General features: G+C 64.6%; 20 protein-coding genes and 1 pseudogene. All 21 read right to left on the bottom strand.

Going from position 1 to position 20,347, the window contains the following annotated elements; all coding sequences use genetic code 11:
• Positions 1-33 precede the first annotated feature (33 nt).
• A pseudogene (locus tag RGD00_RS23605) lies at positions 34-81 on the bottom strand (hypothetical protein); the annotation flags it as partial.
• A 313-nt stretch (positions 82-394) separates the two neighbouring features.
• Complete coding sequence (locus RGD00_RS19965) at positions 395-721, bottom strand: hypothetical protein (protein WP_310459033.1); 327 nt, start codon at positions 719-721, stop codon at positions 395-397.
• Positions 722-805: 84 nt separating this feature from the next.
• Complete coding sequence (locus RGD00_RS19960; protein ID WP_310459032.1) at positions 806-1,195, bottom strand: hypothetical protein; 390 nt, start codon at positions 1,193-1,195, stop codon at positions 806-808.
• Entirely contained in the window at positions 1,192-1,692 is a 501-nt protein-coding gene (locus tag RGD00_RS19955) for a peptidoglycan recognition protein family protein (protein ID WP_310459031.1), read from the bottom strand. The genes RGD00_RS19960 and RGD00_RS19955 overlap by 4 nt, the downstream gene beginning before the upstream one ends.
• A 31-nt stretch (positions 1,693-1,723) precedes the next feature.
• Positions 1,724-2,242, bottom strand: coding sequence for a sigma-70 family RNA polymerase sigma factor (locus RGD00_RS19950; protein WP_310459030.1), 519 nt, complete (start codon positions 2,240-2,242; stop codon positions 1,724-1,726).
• On the bottom strand, positions 2,239-3,069 hold the full coding sequence (locus RGD00_RS19945; RefSeq protein ID WP_310459029.1) for a hypothetical protein: 831 nt from the start codon (positions 3,067-3,069) through the stop codon (positions 2,239-2,241). The genes RGD00_RS19950 and RGD00_RS19945 overlap by 4 nt, the downstream gene beginning before the upstream one ends.
• 93 nt (positions 3,070-3,162) lie before the next feature.
• Positions 3,163-6,018, bottom strand: coding sequence for a hypothetical protein (locus RGD00_RS19940; RefSeq protein ID WP_310459028.1), 2,856 nt, complete (start codon positions 6,016-6,018; stop codon positions 3,163-3,165).
• Positions 6,019-6,020: 2 nt separating this feature from the next.
• Positions 6,021-7,790 carry a hypothetical protein gene (locus RGD00_RS19935; RefSeq protein ID WP_310459027.1) on the bottom strand — a complete coding sequence of 590 codons (1,770 nt, stop codon included), beginning with the start codon at positions 7,788-7,790 and terminating at the stop codon, positions 6,021-6,023.
• Positions 7,787-8,008: a hypothetical protein gene (locus RGD00_RS19930; RefSeq protein WP_310459026.1), complete on the bottom strand. Its 222-nt coding sequence runs from the start codon at positions 8,006-8,008 to the stop codon at positions 7,787-7,789. Before RGD00_RS19930 ends, RGD00_RS19935 begins: the two co-directional genes overlap by 4 nt.
• Entirely contained in the window at positions 8,008-9,936 is a 1,929-nt protein-coding gene (locus tag RGD00_RS19925) for an Ig domain-containing protein (protein WP_310459025.1), read from the bottom strand. Before RGD00_RS19925 ends, RGD00_RS19930 begins: the two co-directional genes overlap by 1 nt.
• Positions 9,933-12,992: a phage tail tape measure protein gene (locus RGD00_RS19920; protein WP_310459024.1), complete on the bottom strand. Its 3,060-nt coding sequence runs from the start codon at positions 12,990-12,992 to the stop codon at positions 9,933-9,935. Before RGD00_RS19920 ends, RGD00_RS19925 begins: the two co-directional genes overlap by 4 nt.
• Positions 12,992-13,177, bottom strand: a complete 186-nt coding sequence (locus tag RGD00_RS19915) for a hypothetical protein (RefSeq protein WP_310459023.1) — start codon at positions 13,175-13,177, stop codon at positions 12,992-12,994. The genes RGD00_RS19920 and RGD00_RS19915 overlap by 1 nt, the downstream gene beginning before the upstream one ends.
• 14 nt (positions 13,178-13,191) lie before the next feature.
• Positions 13,192-13,623: a hypothetical protein gene (locus RGD00_RS19910; RefSeq protein ID WP_310459022.1), complete on the bottom strand. Its 432-nt coding sequence runs from the start codon at positions 13,621-13,623 to the stop codon at positions 13,192-13,194.
• 121 nt (positions 13,624-13,744) lie between these two features.
• A complete protein-coding gene (locus RGD00_RS19905) occupies positions 13,745-14,491 on the bottom strand; it encodes a phage tail tube protein (protein WP_310459021.1) in 747 nt (248 codons plus the stop codon).
• 80 nt (positions 14,492-14,571) lie between these two features.
• Entirely contained in the window at positions 14,572-14,985 is a 414-nt protein-coding gene (locus RGD00_RS19900) for a hypothetical protein (RefSeq protein ID WP_310459020.1), read from the bottom strand.
• 14 nt (positions 14,986-14,999) lie between these two features.
• On the bottom strand, positions 15,000-15,536 hold the full coding sequence (locus RGD00_RS19895) for a hypothetical protein (RefSeq protein WP_310459019.1): 537 nt from the start codon (positions 15,534-15,536) through the stop codon (positions 15,000-15,002).
• Positions 15,537-15,540: 4 nt separating this feature from the next.
• Positions 15,541-16,116, bottom strand: coding sequence for a head-tail joining protein (locus RGD00_RS19890; protein WP_310459018.1), 576 nt, complete (start codon positions 16,114-16,116; stop codon positions 15,541-15,543).
• Between the two features lie 68 nt (positions 16,117-16,184).
• The gene (locus RGD00_RS19885; RefSeq protein WP_310459017.1) at positions 16,185-17,243 is read right to left on the bottom strand and encodes a major capsid protein; all 1,059 of its coding nucleotides are present in this window, start codon (positions 17,241-17,243) and stop codon (positions 16,185-16,187) included.
• A gap of 16 nt (positions 17,244-17,259) precedes the next feature.
• Complete coding sequence (locus RGD00_RS19880; protein WP_310459016.1) at positions 17,260-18,480, bottom strand: head maturation protease, ClpP-related; 1,221 nt, start codon at positions 18,478-18,480, stop codon at positions 17,260-17,262.
• Positions 18,481-18,516: 36 nt separating this feature from the next.
• Positions 18,517-20,043: a phage portal protein gene (locus tag RGD00_RS19875; protein WP_310459015.1), complete on the bottom strand. Its 1,527-nt coding sequence runs from the start codon at positions 20,041-20,043 to the stop codon at positions 18,517-18,519.
• A partial coding sequence (locus tag RGD00_RS19870) for a hypothetical protein (RefSeq protein WP_310459014.1) occupies positions 20,043-20,347 on the bottom strand: 305 nt, incomplete at its 5' end. The genes RGD00_RS19875 and RGD00_RS19870, both read right to left, overlap by 1 nt.

The raw sequence follows: 20,347 nt of genomic DNA, 5'->3' as shown, positions 1-20,347 counted from the left end.
GTGAACGCGGTATGTTTTGCCGATACGCCTTGCCGTGAGACGCCCCGCCCGTATCTCAGCGCAAACGGTCGAATACGGCACAGCAAGCAGCGCCGCGACCTCTGCGGGGCTGTAAGCTATTGGTATTGATCCGTTTTCTGTGCGTTGCAAGGTGGAAGTTCTCTGGTTCGGTGGATGCCAGGTGGGGGCCTGCTTTTGAAAGGAAAGACCCTGGATTGCAGATTCTTTTCAGGGGTTTGCCGTTACCGCCGCCGCCAACCCGCCATGCCGTGTGCGGCACTCGCGCAGCGCCAGGCGGTCTTGCATCCAGAACCTTTCAGTTTCGCCACGGGTCAAGTCGCGCTCAGGCAGCAGCACACCCTGCGCGCACGGCACCAGGAGCGACGGCGGGATGTCAGCGGATCTGATTGAGGCGCTGGACGTTGCGCAGCCCGAGAGCAGACTCAGGAGCAGAAGGGTCAGCAATGGCTTCATCGGAAAGCCTCCCGAAAGTGAGACGGTCATTTTGTTCTTGTTCCAGGCGCAGGGCTTCGGCCGCGTTCAGCGCGGCGCGGATCCGGTCCCGTTGCGCGGCGGCCGCCAGTTCCTGTTCCAGCTGCTCCACACGCGCGGCCGCACGGGCACCGGCCCGCAGCTCGAACACGACCCAACCCACGGCGAGGGCGAGCGCGGCGGCGAGCGCGAGGCGCAGCCAGTTCTTTGTGAGAAGCGCGGCAATCATATCAGCACCATCACCAGGACGTAGACGAAGAGGACGACGGCCCCGGCCTTCCAGGACCGCCATGTTTGGGTTGCCCGTGAGCGTTCATGCCGGTTCATCGCCATTGTCCTCCGGGCTGGAGATTGGCGCGTCGTTCTTCAGGTCCCGCTTCCGACGCTCGACGAAGTCGGCAATCAGCTCGACTATGGAGACGCCGGCCAAGCCACAGACGAATGCGCCGAACATCCCAGGGTCCGCGTCGCCGCCTGTCATCGCGTTCACTGCCACGATGGGCAGGCCGATAATCGAGGAGGCGAACGGTCCGATGTAGACGGCGGTCATCCCGCCAACGACGACGGCCAGGATGCCAGCGCGCGGGTTCTTCCGGTTCACAATCCAATGGACAACGCCACCGGCGACACCAGCCAGGGCGGCTGCGGCGGCGCCGTTCGGAAGCAGGTCAGCGACCGAGGAGAAGAAGGCCTTTGGGTTCATTTCGCAGCTCCCAGCGCGGCGGTGATACGGGCGCGGAGGATGTCCCCCACTTTGACGGGGTCAGCGGGGCCGGTCATGCCGGGCAGCCAGCAGATGTCCCACTTGCCGCGCTGCTGGACCTTCAGCGTGGGCTGGACTTCGGCATGGCTGAGGACGGTCTCGCGGGTGACGGGGATGCCATACTGGCGGCAGAGCTGCGCGACGAGGCGCGCGAACGCGTCCACCTGGACGGCGGTCAGCGGCGAACGGCCGGCGTTGAACGGGCGCTCGACGGCGCCGGCCATGCCGGCCATCGCGACACCGATGCTGCCGGTGTTCAGGTTCAGAGTGTGCGCGGCATAGGCACCCTTCTTCGGCGCGATGTTCGCCTCGGGCGCGTGGAGACCACGGACCACGGCCCCGTCCCCGCCGACGATGAAATGGTAATGCTGGCGGTCAAGCGCAGACGGGGTGTTTCCCCCGGCGGACCAGTGCAGGACAATGCGTTTCAGGGACATTTTGGGGGAAACTCCATCGTTTCCCCGTTATTCACTTCCCGGCCACCACCGTTGCGCCCTGCCCCAGAATCTCGCGTAGGGCGTCGGTCTCTTTGGCGGCCCGGCGCGATACCGTGCTCTTGTCAACCGCTTCTGCGGCGGCGAGGTCAGTGAACGTGTGACCCATGAGGAACCTGGACAGGACCGGCGCGCGCTCGTCCAGATGTTCCTGCAACCTGGACCGGTCGATAAGATCCTCGACCGTTTCGGTGTCGTGGAGGTAGGCCTCGACCGCGTCTGTGTCTGCGTCGCCCAGGCCGTCGCGCACGCCCAGGTCACGGCGGTAGTTCGAGAGTCGGCGTTTTATGACGACCCACGCCCAGCTTGTGAATTTCACGCCACGATTTGGGTCGAATCGGCCGACACATCGCGTGACTTCGAGCAGCGCCTCGCCGATGCACTCTTCGAGCTCGAGGTTCTTGTTCGCGCGCCAGAACATCGTTGCGAAACGCTCGATTTGCCGGAAGTTTTCCGACAACAAACGGTCCTGTTCGCGCTTCGAGATGGTCATGCTGCGGCGAGCCCCCAGGTGATAGAGCGGTATTCGCGGGCGACGACATGCTGCGGGATGAACTTGTGGTGGAACTCGCCCTGGAAGACGTCTTCCATGAGCAGGAGGCCGGGCCGGTCTTTCGTGCCCAGGCGTTCCGGGCTTTTCCAGCATCCGCCGACAATGGCGCGCTGGACCTTCCCGTCGGCCCGGATCTTCTCGCGCTCGCCGTAGCCGTGGGTGTGGCCGGACACGTTCGACATGAGCAGTTCAGGAAGGAGGCTGTTGAGGACGATGGGCTGGCCGCGCCCGTCGGGGTGTATGTGCTGGAACGCCACGCCGCCCAGCAGCAGCTTCTCGCGCGCAGGGACCCATTGGATTCCGACGCCGTTCAGGAACTCGATGGCGGCTTCGTTCGATACCAAGGATCCGATGCTGGGGTGCTTGATGCGCGCCCGCGTCCAGAACTCCTCGTGGTTGCCTTCCAGGTAATATGCGTCCGGGTCGTATATGCGTTCGCGGTGACCGGCTTTTCGGTGCCGCTCGTTGTCGGCTTTGAAGACCCCGAGGATCTTCATCATGGCGTCGCGGCCCGCGTTCCAGTCTTTGAGGATGTCGTGTTTGGCGGCTGCGCCTGGGGCCTCTTTCCCGGCCGACGGCAGCAACGTCGAGCCCTTGTGTGTGTTCAGCGATGGGTTGTCCCAGAAGTCCCCGCCGAAAACGATGGTGTCTGGCTTTTCCTTGGCGATGAAATGACCCAGCCAGGAGAACCGTTCAAACTCCTGGGCGCTTTCGGTCGAACATGCGTGCCCGTCCGACACCCATAGCAACTTCTTGATGGGGCGCATTCGCGTCCTCCGGTTATTCCCTGTCCCTGGTCAGGTAGGTAAAAACGCAGCCGCAACAAAATATTGTGCGGCTGCATTGCTGTTGTTTTCGCCTCACCGAACCTCCACGATTTTGAGGATGGGGCGCTCGAGGCGGCCGGCGTATTGCCACGAGTTCGGCTGGACAGGATTGTCCGACCAGAACAGGGAATACGCACCTTTGGGGTGGCCCAGATACCGGCCGCTATCCAAGCAGCAGGACTGGCGCGCTGGCGCGCTGGCGTTCACCGGCTGCGTGGCCCAGGAAGACGCGTTGCCGGTGGCGCCCACGAAGTCGATGGCGCCCTCGCGCGAGGTGAGCACCGCCCCTCTGCGCTTGAAATCCCCCGCCAGGTGGCCGTCCGGGCCAACCACGACAGGGGCTTGTAGGGCGGCCGTCACGAACTCATAGCGGAACAACTGCCCGATGGGCGTAGCGATGCACCAGACCGGCTCATTCAGGACCGCGCACGCGGCCTGCCCGTCGGGGAGCGTGTGGCTTTCCCATGCTTGGCCAGCAAAGATCGCCAACCGCGTGCCGCTCGCGACCGTCTTTTGCCTGCCGTCGCCGGACGAGACCAGAGCCTCGCCGGGCGTGGCGAACAATGCAATGCCGTCGCCGGGGCCTGGGTGTGTTGCTGCGTTTTCATCTGGCGACATGCCAGCGCGACGGGAGACGACGGTGTCACCGATGAACAGATCCGCTCCTCCACCTTCGCTGTTTGCGCGCACGTGTGAAATCGCACCCGCTTTCAACTCTTCGGACACGCCTGGCAGCGTCAACGCGACGTTGTCGACGTAGACGTCGGCATAGCCGCCGACTGCCTGGCCGGACACGCGGACCGTGACGCGCGCGGGCAGTTCTCCATTGTATTCAGCCGTCACACGGCGCCAGGCGCTGGCGTCGGACTGCGCTGTGGCGAGCACGGTGGCGGGTGGCACGGCTGCCGAGCCGGGGCCTTTCATGCCGAGACCGGCGACCCAGCGGCCCTGGTATGTGAAGCCGAAGGTCGACCGGACTACGACATGAAAGCGTCCGGCAGGCTGGTCGCCGGCGGTGTTCACCGGCGCGCCGTTGAAGTTGAATTTTTCGAAGCCCATGTCGAACGCCGTCACGGACGACGACAGCAAGTCGTAGGAAGTCACGCCCTGAATCTCGAGGCCCTCTACGAATCCGTTAGAGGTGTCGAGGTCGAAGATCCGCAGCGCGACAAAGCCGTCGAACAGGTCGCCGGTGGAAGTCTCCACGCGCCAGTTTATGGACCCGTTGACGTTCTGGCCTTCGTTACCATTCAGCTGGATACCCGTGTAGCCGTCAGAGACAGACCACGAGCCGACCGAACCGCCAGTTGGGGTGCCGATGAGATTCAGAGTGCCGGCGGTGGGCGATGAAGCAAACCCATTCGCGCGGAAGGTGCCGCCGCTGTATGTCAGTGCGAAATTGTCCGCCGGAACGACGACCTCTGTGCCGTCGAGGATCTCGACCTTCCCGATGTCTGCATTCTCGGTGAGAACGTCCGCATACAGCCGCAGTTTTCCGGTTTCGCCGACCACCGACGCAGGCAGTGCGACGGTCTGTTCTATGGAGAAGTCCTGGGCAGAGATGATGCGCCAGTCACGCGTCAGGTAGTATTTCCCGTCGCGCTGGGGCGGCGTCGCGGTGTCGACAACCTGCGGCTCGTCGCCCTGGACGAGCGTCCAACCGGTGAGGTCGCCCAACTCGAAGCCGCCGTTCACCAGTTCGACTTCCGCCTCCGCCCCGGCCGATACGTCGGTCAGCGGCAGCTTTGCGAACTGCCCCTTGGGCCCGCCGGTTCCGAGCCACACGTCGCCGTCTTCGGTCAAGAGATAGACCCCGCCCGGGCCCGCTGCGATGTCGATGAGCGTGCCGGGGTTGGACAGCTGACGCAGGTCCCAGCTGCGGCCGCCGTCTTGCGAGCACGAGAACCCATCGGGGTGGAGGGCGTAGACCGTGCCGTTCCCAGCCGGGGCCGGCGTGGCCGCCAGCGGGTTCCCGTTCTCGTCCGTGTAGCTGTATTCGTCGCCAGTCGCAGCCGGCAGGCGCGGGCCGCCGCTTCCGCCACCCCATGGATTGGATGGGGTGGGTGCGTCGGTCGACCCCTCGTTGGGAAGCGTGGGCGGTTCGACCGGAACCATATTGGGATCTGCGTCGCCAACCACACCGATGGACAGAGCCAATACCAGGCATTTCCCGGTCTGTTCATTATACATGAGACGCAGGTAGTCAGTCGTTCCTGCGGCGCGCGTCAGCGGACCTTCCCACGTTTCCGCGTCGAAGCCCTCGGTTTGGTGTGGAGCAAGCACGTCTTGAAGCGAGCGCTCTTCCAAGCCGCGCACGAAGTCTGGCATCCCTGCCCCGCCACCCAAGGTCAGGCCGGTGATGACGGGGTTGGGAGCTTCTTCGCTTGACGGGAGCAGCGCGGTCAGCTCTGCGAGGGTCCAGCGCCGGGGCTTGTGGCCGTATGTTCCGAATACGAACTCGCTGCTGAAGTTCAGCGTCGTCGCTTGCGGGTAATAGATCTGGACGTCCGCAATGCGAATACGGTCGCGGGTTCCCACGGCGCCATCCTCGAAAAGGATACCCTGGTCCTCTGGCACGCCATCGGGCTTTTTGAGCGTGAATTCGAGCGTCGGCCCGGAGCGAATGAGGTGGTAAGCGAAGTCCAGGTTCACTTCATAGCTGGACTCTCCGGTGAAGGTGTTGTCCCAGTAGAACAAGGTCCGCACGTTGTTCCGCAGTTCGAAATTGTGCGCGATGACGTGCCGCCAGTCCTTGTGGGGCGACACCTTCGGCGACACGGTGCCGCCCTTGATTTCCAGGCTGCCGCCCTTCTGTTCGCCGGTCGGCTCGACGGCCGGAGGCGTCGGATCTTTCAGTGCGGCGCCGGCGATTTTCCGTTCAAACTGCATGGTCAAACCTCAATGGGGGCCTGGAGCGGGAACCCCAGCGAACCGGAAATAGGGACAGAAATGTCGCTCTCAAAACTGGTTGCTGCGGCCGGCGTCGTGGTGATGCGGATGATGGTTTCGGGCAGCTGTTCGAGGTTGAACGAGGGCTCGCCCTCGACGACCGTCTGCGCGTTTTCCAGCGCCTCGCGCTGCGCTTCACGGTCGTTCTCGACGACCACTTCGACACGGCCAGAGGCGCCAGGAGCGCTGCCGGTGACGGCACCCAGCGTCGGTTCAGACAGGACGCCGGTGCCTACGCAGCATGCGATGACGCCTGAGAACAAGCGCTCGCCACGGTCCCACGTCAGGCGGTATTCGACCAAGCGGCCGGTGGCGTAGCCGCCTGGGAGTCGGTTGGGCGCGGGGCCCGCATCAAGCGCGATGCGCATGTCTTCTGTGACGTGCCACGGTTTCGGCATGGCGGCTTCGAACGACACACGGACCTTGCGGGCAGCGAAACGGGCGCGGGTCTTGGCCCGTTCCAGTGCGTGCGCGAGGACGGCCGCGCCCCGGGCGGAGCGGAAGAAGGAGGAGATACGGCGCGCAGCAAGATAGTTCGTCTCGCCGACAAAGACCCACTCTGCCCCGGTCCGGGTGGCTCCCGAGGTGTGGTCGACGCGGCAGCGGTAGATGAACCGGCCATCGGCGATTTCGTCGCCGACTTCGTATGCGGTGTTCGGCTGCCAGGAGCGCGCGCCGGTTCCGTCGGTCAGCGGGCGAAGGCTCAATTCTTCAATGTTCTCCTCGGCGTTCGTTGCGCCGGGCTGCGCGACGATGGGGAATTTGAATTCAGCGGTTTCCGTGCGCTCCGCTTCCCAGCGGTATTCCAGGTTGAGGCGCGCGCGGATGGCGGCGCATTGGAACTTCACTTTCTGGGTTCCAAGTTTTTTGATGAAGGGATCCAGCTCCGCTTCGCCAGGGACGAAGCTGGCAACGAATTCCTCGACAGGAACGATGACCGGCGGGTCGGCGCGGTCGTCTTCCACGTCAAGCTCACATTCGGAGCGGAGCACGGAGAAGCCGTCGCCCAGGGTGTCGCCCGCTTTCGGGAAGTTCTCGACGATGCCCTCCCAAGTGTATGTCTCAAGTCTGTCGAAGATCCCCGAGGAGTCTTCAGACTTGATGTTCAGTTCGATAGGCTGCGTGACCAGTTCCTTCCACGCGGCTTTCAATTTCACGCCGTAGGTTCCGGCGATTTTCTCGCCCTCCTGGTAGCGCACGCGTCCCTTGCGCGGCTTCACGGTCAGCACGGTGGAACCGGTCAGCGCGTCGACAACCGACGGCGCGCCCTGGATGCGGCTGTGGGCCACGACCGAGGCGCGGGCCGCGAGGATTTCCGACCACTCTTCCTCTTGACCCTGGGGGACGCAGAGAGGCTCCCAATATGGGCTCACTTTCAGCGGCGTCGCCAGGGCGTTCATGGCCGCTTTCAGGTCCTCTTCGACCGGCGGTCGGGCGTTCGCCAGGAGCGTGATGACGTCGTCGACCAAGCCAATGGGCGCCGGTTCAAGGATACCGTCAAAGATGAGACGGCCACGGTCCGAAATGAGGATCCTCTTGTCGGACAGCTCCGACGGCGCGAGGTTCGGATTCTGAACCGACAGCGTCGCCGTGGGCACCGACGAGTCCCGCCCCTCGATTTCGAGGGACAGCGGCAGCAGGTCCCGCCGCTGGTGGACGGCGGGGTTCCACTCTTCTGTGGGGGAGACGATGGCGACGTAGGGGACGCTCATTCCGTGGGCTCCTCGATGGGCATATCGGGCGGCGAGAACCGCCCTGTTGCCTGGTCAAATAGGGCGCCAGGACCGGCCTCCCCAAATGTGTCGACCACCCAATTTCCGGGCAGGCTAAGAATTTCAGAAGCGTATTCCGGCCCCTGCCCCTCCGGGATTTCGATGACGTTTTCCACAATGTTTTCAGCGCTCACGAGCGCGATGCGAACGTTGGACATTAAGAAGCCGTCCTTCTCTTGACGATGAATATCGCGCGGCCGCTGCCGCCCTGTCCGCCGGTGCGCGAACCCGATGGGCCGCCGCCAGCACCGCCACCCCCGCCGCCGGTGTTAGCGGCGGCGGATGCGCCGCTGGCGTTCGACGAACCACCGTTCCCGCCGCCGCCGGCGCCGCCGGCGCCGTTGTTGCTGCCTCCGTTGCCCGCGCCACCGCCGCCTCCGCCGCAGAATACGAGCGTTTCCCACAGTCGAACCTTGACTCCGCCGCCACCATGGCCGCGGCCGTTCGATCCGGGCAGGCCAGCCTCAGAGAATCCTCCACCGCCGCCGCCGTTTTGCGATGCCGCCGTGGAGCTGGTGTTTCCTGCTCCGCCGTTCGAGCCGTAGTCGGAGGCTGATGCGACGCCACCGGCACCCCCTGCTGTTGCCGAGCCGCCGCCGCCCGACCCAGACGAGCCAGACGAGCCAACGCCAGCTTGGCTCGTTGTTCCGCCGCGGGTCCCGCCAAAAATGTTTGCACCCGTCAGTCCCACCGCACCAAAGGACGTAATGCTGCCTGCAGCGCCGGGGCCGCCACCGCCGCCAATAGTGACGGTGTAAGTGCCGACAGGCAGGTATATGCGCTCCCGGCGGAAGCCGCCGGCGCTGCCGCCGCCACCGCCAGCTGTCGAGGACACGGAACCGCCGCCGCCACCGCCGCCAACTATGATGTATTCCACCCACCCAGCCTGCAGCACGGTGAGCACACCGCTCGCAGTAAAATCGCAGGCGTCGTAGGTGGTGTTGAGAAAAGCCGCACTGTCGACCCAGGTCTGCGCAGTGCCACCCAAAATGACTGCGTCAGGGTAAAAGTCAGGGTTTTGCAGGAAGAAAGCGACAGTCAGTTCCGTGGACTGCCCGGTCGGCAAGGTCGCACTGAACGTCGCAGCCACAGCGCCAAACGACGTCGGCGTTCCTGACAGCACCCCATCAGCGAGCGACAGGCCCGTCGGCACGCTTCCCGAGACCAGCGCGAACACCGGTTCTTCATCGGTCCCCGTGACGTCGACGAGCGTGTTCAGGTCCAGCGAATAGGCCGTGTCAACGGCGTATTCCTGAAGGGAGATTCCGTTCGAAGTGATGGTCGGCAGCGCGTCGTAGAACGGGACGGTTTGCGTCGCTGCGACACCGCCGGACTGCGCGCGCACAACGGCAACGGACACACCATGGGCGGTCGGCGTCCCAGAGATGACGCCCGCGCTGTTCATGGTCAGGCCAGCCGGGAGAGCGCCCGACACGATGTCGAACGTTATTGGCAGGCCAGTCGAGGACGTCACGCTGCCAGAGAGCGACAACGAAAACGCCTCGCCAGCCGTGTAGTTTTGCAGGCCCGGCGCGGCGAACGTGATGGTGTCGCCGTCTTCGCCGATGCCAGTCTCCGCGCCACTCAGGTCTTCCAGACGGATTGTCCACCCTGCGTCTGCGCGGTTTTGGGTCTTGTCAGCGTTGCGGCTGGCAACGACGCATTGCATGACCGGGCGATACCGCAGCGCGACGGCACCAGGGCATGACACCACACGGCCGGCGACGGTCGTTCCAGGCAGACGGTTGTCGTCGGCGTCGACGCCGTAAACCGAACCGGCGACGGGGTCATAGGCCAGCGTCGCGGACGGACCTGCGACGGCGAACTCGACCGGCGCTTCGAGTGTGACCACTTGGCCCGGCCAGACGTCGAACACGGGCGCGGTGGTGTGGCCTTGGCAGGAGAGCGTGACGGCGTGCCGACGAAATGCCGCGTCGCCAAGCCAGATGGCGCTGCCGTCAATGGCGCGGTCCAGGCGGCCGTCGCCAGCGATTTGCTCGACGCTCACGGACACGAACCGGCGGCTGCCCTCGGGGAAGTAGATCTCCTGACCACCGCGTGTGATTTTCCAAGGAAACTGGGTCATTGGTCGGACCTCGAGGGGCTTGCGTAGCGGGTGTTCGATTGGCGTGTGAGGTGGCGCTGGATTTGCTCCACGGCGTGCGGGGTGCCGAAAAAGCCCCCGAAGTTTTCGGGCCCGATTTTCAGGGTCACCGGGTGGAGTTCAGCGAGCGGCGCCTGGTCGCGGACCGGAACGGCCACCGGGGCGAGCACCGCGCTGGGGTCCATGTTGTTGACCGCGTCCATGAAGCCCTGCCCCCAGAAGCGGGACGCCCGGGCGTTCGTGACGTTCTCGCCATCGGACAGGCGTGCCCAGATGGAGTCCGACCGGCTGGTGCCGGGGCCACGGACGCGGCCGCCGTCGGAGAACGCGGGGGCGTTGTCTTCATAGCCTGTGACGGTGTTGACGATGCTGCCGATGACGGACTGGTCCCAGACGTCGCCGACCTTCTTGCCGAAGATCTTCTTCTCGCCGATGGAGTTCCAAAAGGCGTTCCACTTCTCGGTAATCCAGTCGAAAAGCGATGTGAGAACGCCCGTGATTTGGTCCCAGAATGCGTAGATGAGCGCAGCGGCGCCGAGGCCGAGGAGAATGTAGGGCAACCCAGGAATGGCGAGGACGGCGAGGCCGACCGCCTTGATTGCGCCGATGACCGAGGTAAGCGCCGACATCGCCGCAGCGCTGGACGGCAACAGACCCATGAGCCACAGACGGAACGCGGTGAACGCGGCACCTGCGGACGAGAACCAGGCAGAAATGCTGGTGAGGGTGATACCCAGCTGGCCGAGGGCCCAGACGGTTTTACCAACCACGATGAGCACTGGCGCGAGCGCGGCGCCGACCATCAAAATGTAAGTCGCCCACCGCAGGATGGCGGGGTTCAATTCGGCGACCCACTTGACGAGTTCCGTCACCCCCTTCACGACATCGGTCATTGCGGCCAGGATTCCGGACTCACCGACGGCGATGTTCAGCTCCTTGACTGCGTTGCCGAGCGCGTTGAGCTCCGCGTTCAGGCCCTGCTCCCGGATAGCGCGCGAGGCTTCGGCGTCGCCCTTTTGGACGCCAGCGATGGCGGCGTCGTAGCCAGCCACGCCGCCGTTGGCGAGCGATGCGGCCGCGCGGGCAGCGTCAGATCCGAACTGGTCGGTAAGGGCGCCGATGAACTCTTCGGTCGTCAGCTTGCCCTTCGCGCGCTCCAAGGCCGCGATGAGCTCGCGCGGGTCACGCAGCTCGCCGTTTTGGTCGAAGGGGTCGAAGCCGAGCAGTTTGCGGGCGGCGACCGCCGCCTTGGTGTCGTTCGTCAGAGACTGGATGAACGTTTTAAGCGACGTGCCCGCGTCGGAACCGCTTTCGAACGACTTCGACATGATGCCGATGATGGCCGCAAATTCTTCAAACTCGAGGCCGGCAGTCTTGGCGACGGATCCGCCTTGGGCCATAGCAAGGGCCAGGTCCTGAACGCCAAACTTCGAGATGTCCAAAAGGCCGGAGGCGGTGTCAGCGACGCCCTGCAAGTCCTTGGCGGCCACGCCGAAGACGTTCCCGGCTTGGGTCACCAGTTTCGCGGCGGACTCGATGTCCGCGCCCGTCCCCGCAGCGGCGGAAATGACGGCGTCAAGCGCGCCGCCCATGACGTCCTCGAGGGTCACGTCCTGCGAAGCGAGGATCTCGGCAGCTTTGCCGATTTCCTGGGCGTCGAAGCTCTTGTTGTTCACGCCGCGTTCGCGGACCATGGCCTCCAAAGCGGCAAGCTGCTCTTCGGACGCCGACCGATACAAGGCCTTCACGTTCTGGACTTGCTGCTCGAAGTTCGCGGCGTCGCGGACCGAGAACCCCAACGCAGCCCCAGCCGCGAGGGACGCCGGTGCCAGCGCCTGACCTGCGTTCGTCAGGCTCTCTCCAAGCCCTTGAAGGCCTTGGGCAGCCGCCTGCATACGCTGCGTGAAGGCGGACGCCGTGGCAGAGGCCAACTCGTCGTTCAGCCGTTTGATTTGCGCGGCGGTCGCGCGTTCGATGCGCACACGCTCGGCCGAACCTTTGGCGTGGACCGATGCCGCGTCTTGCCCAGCCTTGCGAACCTGGGCGATTTCTTCCTCGATTTGCTGCTTCCTGCGCAGGCCCAGCCGGTCCATGGCGCGGATTTCGGCGGCGTTCAGCTTCGCCCGCTCGCGGGCAATAGCCGCGTTCGACGCCGCTTCGATTTGGGCGCGTTCGTTGGCTTCCAGGCTGGCGTCGGCCAGGGCCGCATCACGGAGCCGTTCCATTTCCGCGATGCGCTCGCGGATTGCGGCATCACGCTGGACGCGGAAGCTCTTAAACGCCTGGTCGCGCTGGCCCTCTGGCGACGCCTGCCGTTCGAGTTTGTCGACGAGTTTCTGCGCGGCGGCGATGCGACGCTCGACTTCGGCCGTGGCAACCAAGGCCTCACGGGCAGTCGCACGCGCGGCGCGGCCGGCTTCCTTCGACGCGGCCAGCTTCAGGCTGGCTTCGTCCTTCGCGGCCTTGACCGAAGCGGCGCCAGCGGCGGCGCGTTCCTTGGCCTCTTTCCGCGCGGCCGCGATGCCAGCGGCGGCGGCTTCCTGTTTCGCAGCAAGGGCGGCGCGGGCGGCTTTGACCTCTTCGTTTGCCACGCGCCGGGCTTCGACGGCCCCTTTTGATCGGTCGCCTTTGGTCCCGTTGCGGACTTCGTTCAAGCGCTCTTGGGCGCGGGCGAGTGCCTGGACTTCTGCGAGCTGGTCCTGCATCGCGGCGTCGACGACGGCCTGGACCTTTTTCTCCGCCGCAATGCGGTCCTGCGCGGCGGCTTCGACGGCGTCGGCGACTTTGGCTTGCGCCGCTTTGTGCTCTTCGACGGCGGCCGTGGCCCGTGCTTGGGCTTCTACCTGGCGATGGGCGGCGGCTTCTGCTTTGACGGCCGCCTCGTTGGCGGCTTGTTGAAGATCCGAGAGGGCCGTCTGGGTGATGTCTGCGGAACCGCCGACTTTCTTGATGGCTTGGTCCAGGCCACGCATGGCCTGCTCGGCAGACTTCACGTTGCCGTCGACTACGAAGACCAGTTTGTCGTCAGGCTTAGCCATCAGCTTTGCATCCATTTTCCGAACGATTTCTCGTCCGCCTGGGCAGCCCTCGCGACGATGGCGGCCCTCTTTTCTTGTTCACGCTCCAAGGTCTTGACGGTCAGCCACAGACCCTGGATCCGACGGGGCGACATACCGAAGGCGTCTTGGAGAACGGCGCGAGCCATGTTCACTTCGACCGCCATTCGGACCCACGCCCTCAGGCCTTTTTGGCCTGCGGCACCATCCCCTTCGCCCGCGCCATTTGGACCGCCAGAAGCGCCCTCGCCCGGAACACTGCGAACTGGTCCAAAAAATCGGCCACCTCGTCGTCGGTCTCGGGGATGGTCAGGGCGAGGCAGCAAAGGATGATGTTGGCTTGCTCCGAGGCGGAGAGGTTGCTGATGTTGCCCTCGCGCCCGGTCGCAGCGCGGACGAGATCGTGGACCACTTCCTTGCCGCCCGAGATGATGGCCTGGAACAGGTCGGTCTTTTCCTTGCTGTCACCAAAGGCAGCCTGCAGTGCGGCGTGCTTGTAGATGAGGGCGCCGAGCTGGTTCAGTTCCAGCGCGTTGACGAGCACGTAGCCGCCGCGCACGCGGACCTGGTCAGAGAGCGGGGCGATTTCGTCGAATGATGCGATGTATTTCATGGAGGTCTCCCTTTTCCCCGTTATTCACGGGCGGCCTGCCACGGTTGCGCGCGGGCAATGAAAAAGGGCGGCCTCCTTGGAGACCGCCCGACCGGGGTAAAGGAGGAGGAAACCCCCGGTATTAGGCCAGTTCGACCAACTCGCCCCAGGGGGTGAGTGGCAGGGCTTCGTTGTAGACGCCCGAGCCGTTCAGTTCGATTTCGGCCAGGGCCGAACCGTCGGTGTGCAGCGGGATTTCGCTTGAAGGCTTCAGCGTGGCGCGGAAGTTCTTCAGCATGTAGCGCTTGCCCTGCGGGTTTTTCTGGATGACCGTAAAGACGCCCTCCAGACCGGTGTTGTTCATGAGTGTGATGGCGGCGCGTTCTGCGCTCGCCAGGATGGCCGGCGCGCTGTAGGTGATTTCGTAGTCACCATCGACGCGAGCGATGACATGGCCAGCGGCGCCCAGAAGGGTGTAACCGGCACCGTCTTCGGTGGAAACACCACCGACTTCGACGAGCGAGACCGTCGCGTCGAGGACGCCCAGGCTGATGATTTCACCCGCCTTCACGCCCGTCGCGGTGATGGTCTGGTTGACGACGGCGGTTTGCGTGTAGACACGCTCGGTCCCGGCCATGGCCATCGCCAGGATGTCCGGGCGCATTTCCTGAAGGGTCAGCGACACAGCGATTTCGACGGAGTCTTCGACTTCGCCAATCTTTGTCTTGACGCCCGTGGTAGACGTTTCGATGGGAAGTGCGGACACCGTCGGTGTCCAGCCGAACTTCTTGGCATGGCCAAGCGAATACGGGCGGAGGGCACCATCGGGCAGCCAGAAGATCTCGCCGGCGGGGATGGTGATTGGGGTCTTGCTGGGCAGCTTGGACATAGGGGTTCCCCTTGGTGTGGATCCGTCGTTTCCCCGTTATTCACGGGCCCGGCGGTGGCGTTGCGTGGCGCGAGAAAAAATCAGCGGTCGTAGGTCAGGTCGAGCAGGATCTCCATGCCAGCGAGGTCGGACTCGTCGGGGTGGCGGACAAGGGTTTTCCACTTGGGCACGGACCCCTGGACCAGGAGGTCGTTGCCATTCAGGCGGGAGGCGTCGAGTGCCGCGATGAACGCGTCCTCGATTTCCTCCAGCGTCTCGCGCTGCGCGACCTCGTCGGGTTCCGAAATCAGCACAGTGACCATGGGCTTGAGCTGCCAGCGCCAAGCCCAAGTCAACGCGTCCCCGTTTCCAAGCTCCACGTTCTCGCGCTCCCCGGAGTAGAGGATGGCAAGCGGCCCATTGGCGCGCAGGTCCTCGTGGTCTTCGGGTTGACGCGTGTCGCGCTCGACGCGGAGGCCGGGGATGGTTTTCAGGCAGCGCTCGAGTTCTGCCATGATGAGGCGATGCTTCATTTCGAATAGAGTCCTTTGATGATTTCGTCGGCGAGCTGGTCTTTGTAAGAGCGCAGGTTGGCTTCAACGATTGTGGCGAAGCGGCCGTTCACGTCGTTGCGTTTGATGACGATGCGCTTGCGCAAGGTCGCGATGGGCTCGACCTTGCCGCCGCCCAAATCCCTCATGACCACGATTCCGTTTTTGGTCTTCACCGAGAACGTGTCGTCGTCGTCCCGGCGCTTGCGGTTGTCCCCGCCCCCGATGGGGACGCGCAGGAAGTCGACGTTCTGGGGCGTGATGACCCGGCCGTATTCCTGTTGGGCGGCAATGGGGGCGAGGTCCAGGAGGACCAGTGCGCCACGGCGAGTCACACGGAACGTCACGCCGTCCTTGCGCCGCTTCGACATAAGGGGGCCGATTTGCGCGAGGCGCTGTTTCTGGATCCGCTTGCCGAATGTGCGCGCAACTTTCACAGACGCAGCCTGGTAGCTCGTCTTGAAGTCCTCTTCGAACGTCGCGAATTGTTCGGCTGCTTTTCTGTTCCGGCCCATGGCGTCAATCCAATGTCAGAGCGACGAGGCCAAAGCCGTCGCGGTCGCAGGAGCGGATGGAGTAGACGCGGCCGCCAATGGTGACTTGGTCGCGCGGCTTCACGTCGGGGGCGTCGGCGATACGGACGGTAGCGACGGTGTGGACTGTTTCCACGATGACTCCACGGTCGTTCATTTTGCGCTCGACGCCAGTGCGCACGATGTGCGCCTGGATGGTCTGTCCATTGAAGGAGATGGGGCGGCCAAATTCCGAGATGACGTCGTCGGAGATGCCTGCGGTTTCCACCTTGGGGCCAGACAACTTCACCAGTCCCAGCTCAGTCAGGCCGGGCGCGCCCACCTGGATTGCGTCTATGCGGTATGTGGATCCGCCCACAGTGAGGGTCGCGTTGCGTTGCCACGACAGCGCGTCGGACACGGCGGCGGTGGCGTCGGACGTCAAGACGATGCCACGCCCAATGCGGGCACGGGCGCCCCGGTCGCGAAGGACGGCGCGCACAGTCGAGGTTGTGCCCGACGTGGTCGTGTAGACCGCGTCCTCACCAAACTCGTCCAGGATTTCTGCGCCGATTTCGTCCATGCTCTCCTCCAAAGCAAAGGGGCGGCCCGGAGGCCGCCCCGTTTTCTGGGCCGGGGTTGGCCCCGCGATTACGGGGTCACCGCGCCGGCACGGCCGCCGATGAGGGTGGCGGGCACCGTGCAGATGGTCACCGGGTTCGATTGGAACTCGATTTCACGGAAGCGGCCCTTGGGGTCGATGAAGGGCAGGACGTATTCGGGCTGGCCGATGGTCTTGCCGGGATACATCGCCGGGTCGCGGTCGTGGGGCGCGAAGAACTGGCGGAAGAGGCCAGGCACGCCGGCGACGAAGAAGCGGACTTCGTCGTCTTCCACGAAGGGGGTGTTGCCGATGAAACCATCGTATTCGTAGATGGTCGCGGTGCCATACTGAACGGCGCGGCCGGTCAGCGCGTTGGCCGAGCGCAGTTCCGAGGCGCCCACCTGGTTCAGGTAGGTCTCACGGACCTCGCGGCAGCCCACGAAGGCGTCGAAGAAGCCAGCGCCAGCCAGACCCACGGTGCGGACACCGCCAGCGGCGCGGGCGCCGAGGGCGTTGCGCTGCGCGCGGGTGATGTTGGCGAGCTTCCGGCGGATGGGGTCGGGAACGGCGCCAGCGGCGGCGTCAAGCTCGAAGCCCACTTCGTCGGCTTGGGTCACGCCATACTTGGTCCACATGTCGGTGATGACGTCGCCGTCAGCGTCGAGCACATAGCCGCGCAGGCCGCCCACGCGGTGGGCTTCCAGGGTAGCCTGGACGGAGGCGCGCACATCGCGGGATTCCTGGGCGACGTAGTTTTCCAGGGTCATGAAGTCGCCGTTGGTGCCGATTTGACGGAGGTTCAGAACCTCGTCGGAGGTGAAGGTCTTGGCCAAGGCCACACGCACCGCTTCGAAGTGGACGATGTCGCGGGTGGACTTCGCCTTCGTGGGGGCGTCCGTGGTGCGAGGCGAGGTCTGGACGAGTTGGATCGTCGAACCCTGCAGCTCGGTCTTCACCGTGGTGCCCATGATGGGCTCGGCCGAGTAGAGGCCCATTTCCTGGGTCTGCGAAGGAACCAGCGGGTCCTTCTGGATGACGCCAGCCATGGTCGCGACGAGAGTCCCGTCGACGGTGTCTTGCGTCAGAAAGTCAACAATACCAGCCATCGTTTTTCTCCCGGCCTCAGCGTTTCTTTGGTGCGAACGCAGCCAGCTGCTGCGCCCGGATTTCTGCCATCACCTCGTCAGGGGTTTTGGCCTTTGGTGCCGCCGTCCCTTCGGAGCCGACAATCGCGGTTGAAGGCTGGGTGGCAGCGTCCTGGGCGGCGATGAGGTCAAAGGCTTTGGCCTTTGCCTGGTCTACCGTCAGACCCGTTGCCATTGCCTCATCCGCCAGCTCCGGGCGCTTGGCGCGGGCGAAGGCGGAGCGAATGGCGGCGACCGCGTGGTCGTCGTATGCCCCGTTATTCACGGGGGCTTGGGGTGGTGTTGCGTCCTGTTCAGCATTTTTTTCGACGGCGTCCGTTTCGCCGGCAGCGTCGGGGGTCGGGGCAGCAGCGGGCGGAGGCGGAGGCGGTGGGTCATCAGCCGAAGCCGCGTCCTGGTTGGCATCGGCGTTGGGAGCCGTTTCAGAGTCGGCCTCAGGCTGGGCATCTGGTGCCGGGGCCTGCTCCGCGTCAGCCGAGGCGAACAAGGCCATCGGCGCGTTCTTGATACCGGCAGCGTCCTTGGTCTCGTCGTCGAGAGGTTCGACTGCGGCGGCCGCTTTGGACAGCACTTCGTCGGCCAGGCCCCACTCGACGGCCTGAGCCCCGGTCATCCAGGTTTCGGCAGCGACTGCGGCGGCGAACTCTTCGGTCGACTTCTTGCCGTTGGACCGGTCGACGTAGGTCTCGACCAGCTGGCCCTCAATCATGTCCAGGTGGGCGGCCGCCTTGCGCAGCTCGTCCGCTTCGCCCCAGAGCCAGGCCCACGGACGGTGAATCATCATCTGGGCGCTCTTGCGGATCCGCACAACGTCGGCGGCAACGGCGATGACCGAGGCGATGGACGCGGCAACCCCGATGATTTCGACGATGGTCTTCGCTTTCAGGTCCGCGATGGTGTTGGCGATTGCCAGGCCTTCGAAGACGTCGCCCCCGTAGCTGTTGATGCGCACCAGGATGGTCTTGCCTTCGCCATCCATGGCACGAAGCACCGGGATGACCTCGGAGGCGTAGACGCCCCAGCCGCCGATGGTGGAGAGAATCTCGATGACGCCACCCTCGGTCGAAATGACCGACGCGTCGTCGTCGCAATCCCAGCAGTCCTTCACGACCAGGGGCGACGGGCCCTTGGCGCGGGCTTGCTCTTGCGTGACTCCGAGAAACGGCTTGAAGCCACTGGGGCGGGAAACGTTGAACATGGGCGGCCTCTTGATGTTTCCCCGTTATTCACGGGCTCAGGCTGTTCGTTGCGTGCGCGTTGGAGTTTCGGTGGCGTCCTGCGCGCCACCGGCCTTGGTGATGTGGCGGGGGTCGCAGTCCAGGATGATGCCGGCGGCATCGAGCAGCGCGTTTTCCGCCTGCTTCTCCGCGATGAACGTCTCGAGATCCGAGCCGCTCTCTTGAAGGGACTTGGCGAACGTCTTCAAGCCGGAGCGGATGGCGTCGCGCTGCGCCGTAACTTCCTGGACCGGGTGGATGTGCGGCAGCGGCTCGCCAATCCACTCAACCACTTCGAAGTCGGCGCGCGTTTTGCCAGGCGCAGGCTTCCACCCTGCCCGTTCGGCGGCATCCAAGAACGCGCGCCAGACCTTGCGGTTGAGCTGGTGGTTCAGGCGGCGGCGGTCAGCTTCTACCGTGCGATGGAAGTCAATCATGGCGAAGCGCAGGCTGCGCTCTTCGATGTTCGAGAAGTCGCCTGTGAGCAGGAAATACGGGACGCCCAGGCCAGTGGCGACGCCGAAGTAGCGGGTCTGCCAGGCCTCTTTGTAGCCAGTCGAGGAGTCGTTTGGATTCACCACGGAGATGTCGGCGCCAGGCGGCAGACCGAAGATCCCGCCCGGTTCAAGCGGAGCCATTGCCCACGTCTGGCCCTCTTCGCGGTCGTCTGCTTTCAGGCCGAGGACCTTGGCCACGTCGTCGTCCGCCGCAGGCATTTTGACCGCGACACCCAAGAGCGCCGCGACCTCTTTGCGCATGAGGTCAGCTTTCTCGTAGTTCTCCACGTTGCGGATGCGCGACAGAACCCGCGAGAGGGCAGCGCTTCCGCGCAGCTGACCCGTCCTGGTGGGCTCGAAAATGTGGAACACCCGGTCGGCCGGGTAGCGCTTCACGGACGGCACACCCGTGCCGAGGACGTAGCCCTCTGCCGGATGACGGTCATAGAGCCAGTAGGCGACAGGGCGCTGGAGCAGGTCCAGCTCGACACCGGCTATGGCGTTGTCGGGCATGCCGCCGATACGGCCGATGGGCATGTGCTCGCTTTCCAGGAGCTGGATTTGGAGCGGAACAGGCAGGCCGTCTTCTGGCAGACGGTTGCGCGGCAGGGCGATGACCTCACCGCCTTCGAGCTGTTCGCCGAAGGCCAAGGCCTGTTGGGCGTAGAAGTCCAACAAGCCGCTTGGGTCGGAGTTGATGACGAATGCGTCCCAGAGGCGCTGCAGGTTGGGGTCGCCCTTGATGTGCGGACGCAAGCCGCCGCCGACGGTGTATGCCGTGCGGATCTGCTTGGCGCGGTGGACGTATTCGTTGGTCAGGTATTCGTGGCGCGACCGGACACGGTTCTTTTCCAGTGTCGAAAGACCGGCCGCGTTTGGGCCGGCGCCGGAGGCGTATTTGTAGTCAGCATCGGTCCGGCTCACGCGCGGCGCGCCATCGTCGGTGTCCATGTTTTTGATGGATGGAATCGACTTTCCGGTTTGGAAGATGCGGCCGACGAACGACCATGTTTTCTGGGCGGCCGTGGCCGGTGCTTTGGTAGCCATCACGGCGTCCCCGTCTTGTAGGTGTAGAGCAGGCGGGCTGGGGCTTGGCGTTGTTCGCCGCCTTCAGGGCGCAGCTCGCCACGGTTGCGCAGCTCTTTGACGATTTCTGCGGCAGCCAAGCGGATCTCGTATTTGGACGAGTATTTGACCCGCTCGCCGTTGTGCTCAGTCTCGAGGCGAGGGTTCGCGAAAGCCCGGCCGAGGGCTGCGAGCAGCCCTTTAAGGTCGTAAGCGCGACGTCGAGGCCCTATGCGGCGAGGCTTGACGGCTGGGCGTGGCGCCAGGGCATGAGGTCCTCGATGCG

The sequence above is a fragment of the Ruixingdingia sedimenti genome, assembly GCF_031432425.1.
Classification (GTDB): domain Bacteria; phylum Pseudomonadota; class Alphaproteobacteria; order Rhodobacterales; family Rhodobacteraceae; genus Ruixingdingia; species Ruixingdingia sedimenti.
Note: the sequence above shows the minus strand (reverse complement) of the source record. Positions and strands in the feature narration are given on the sequence as shown.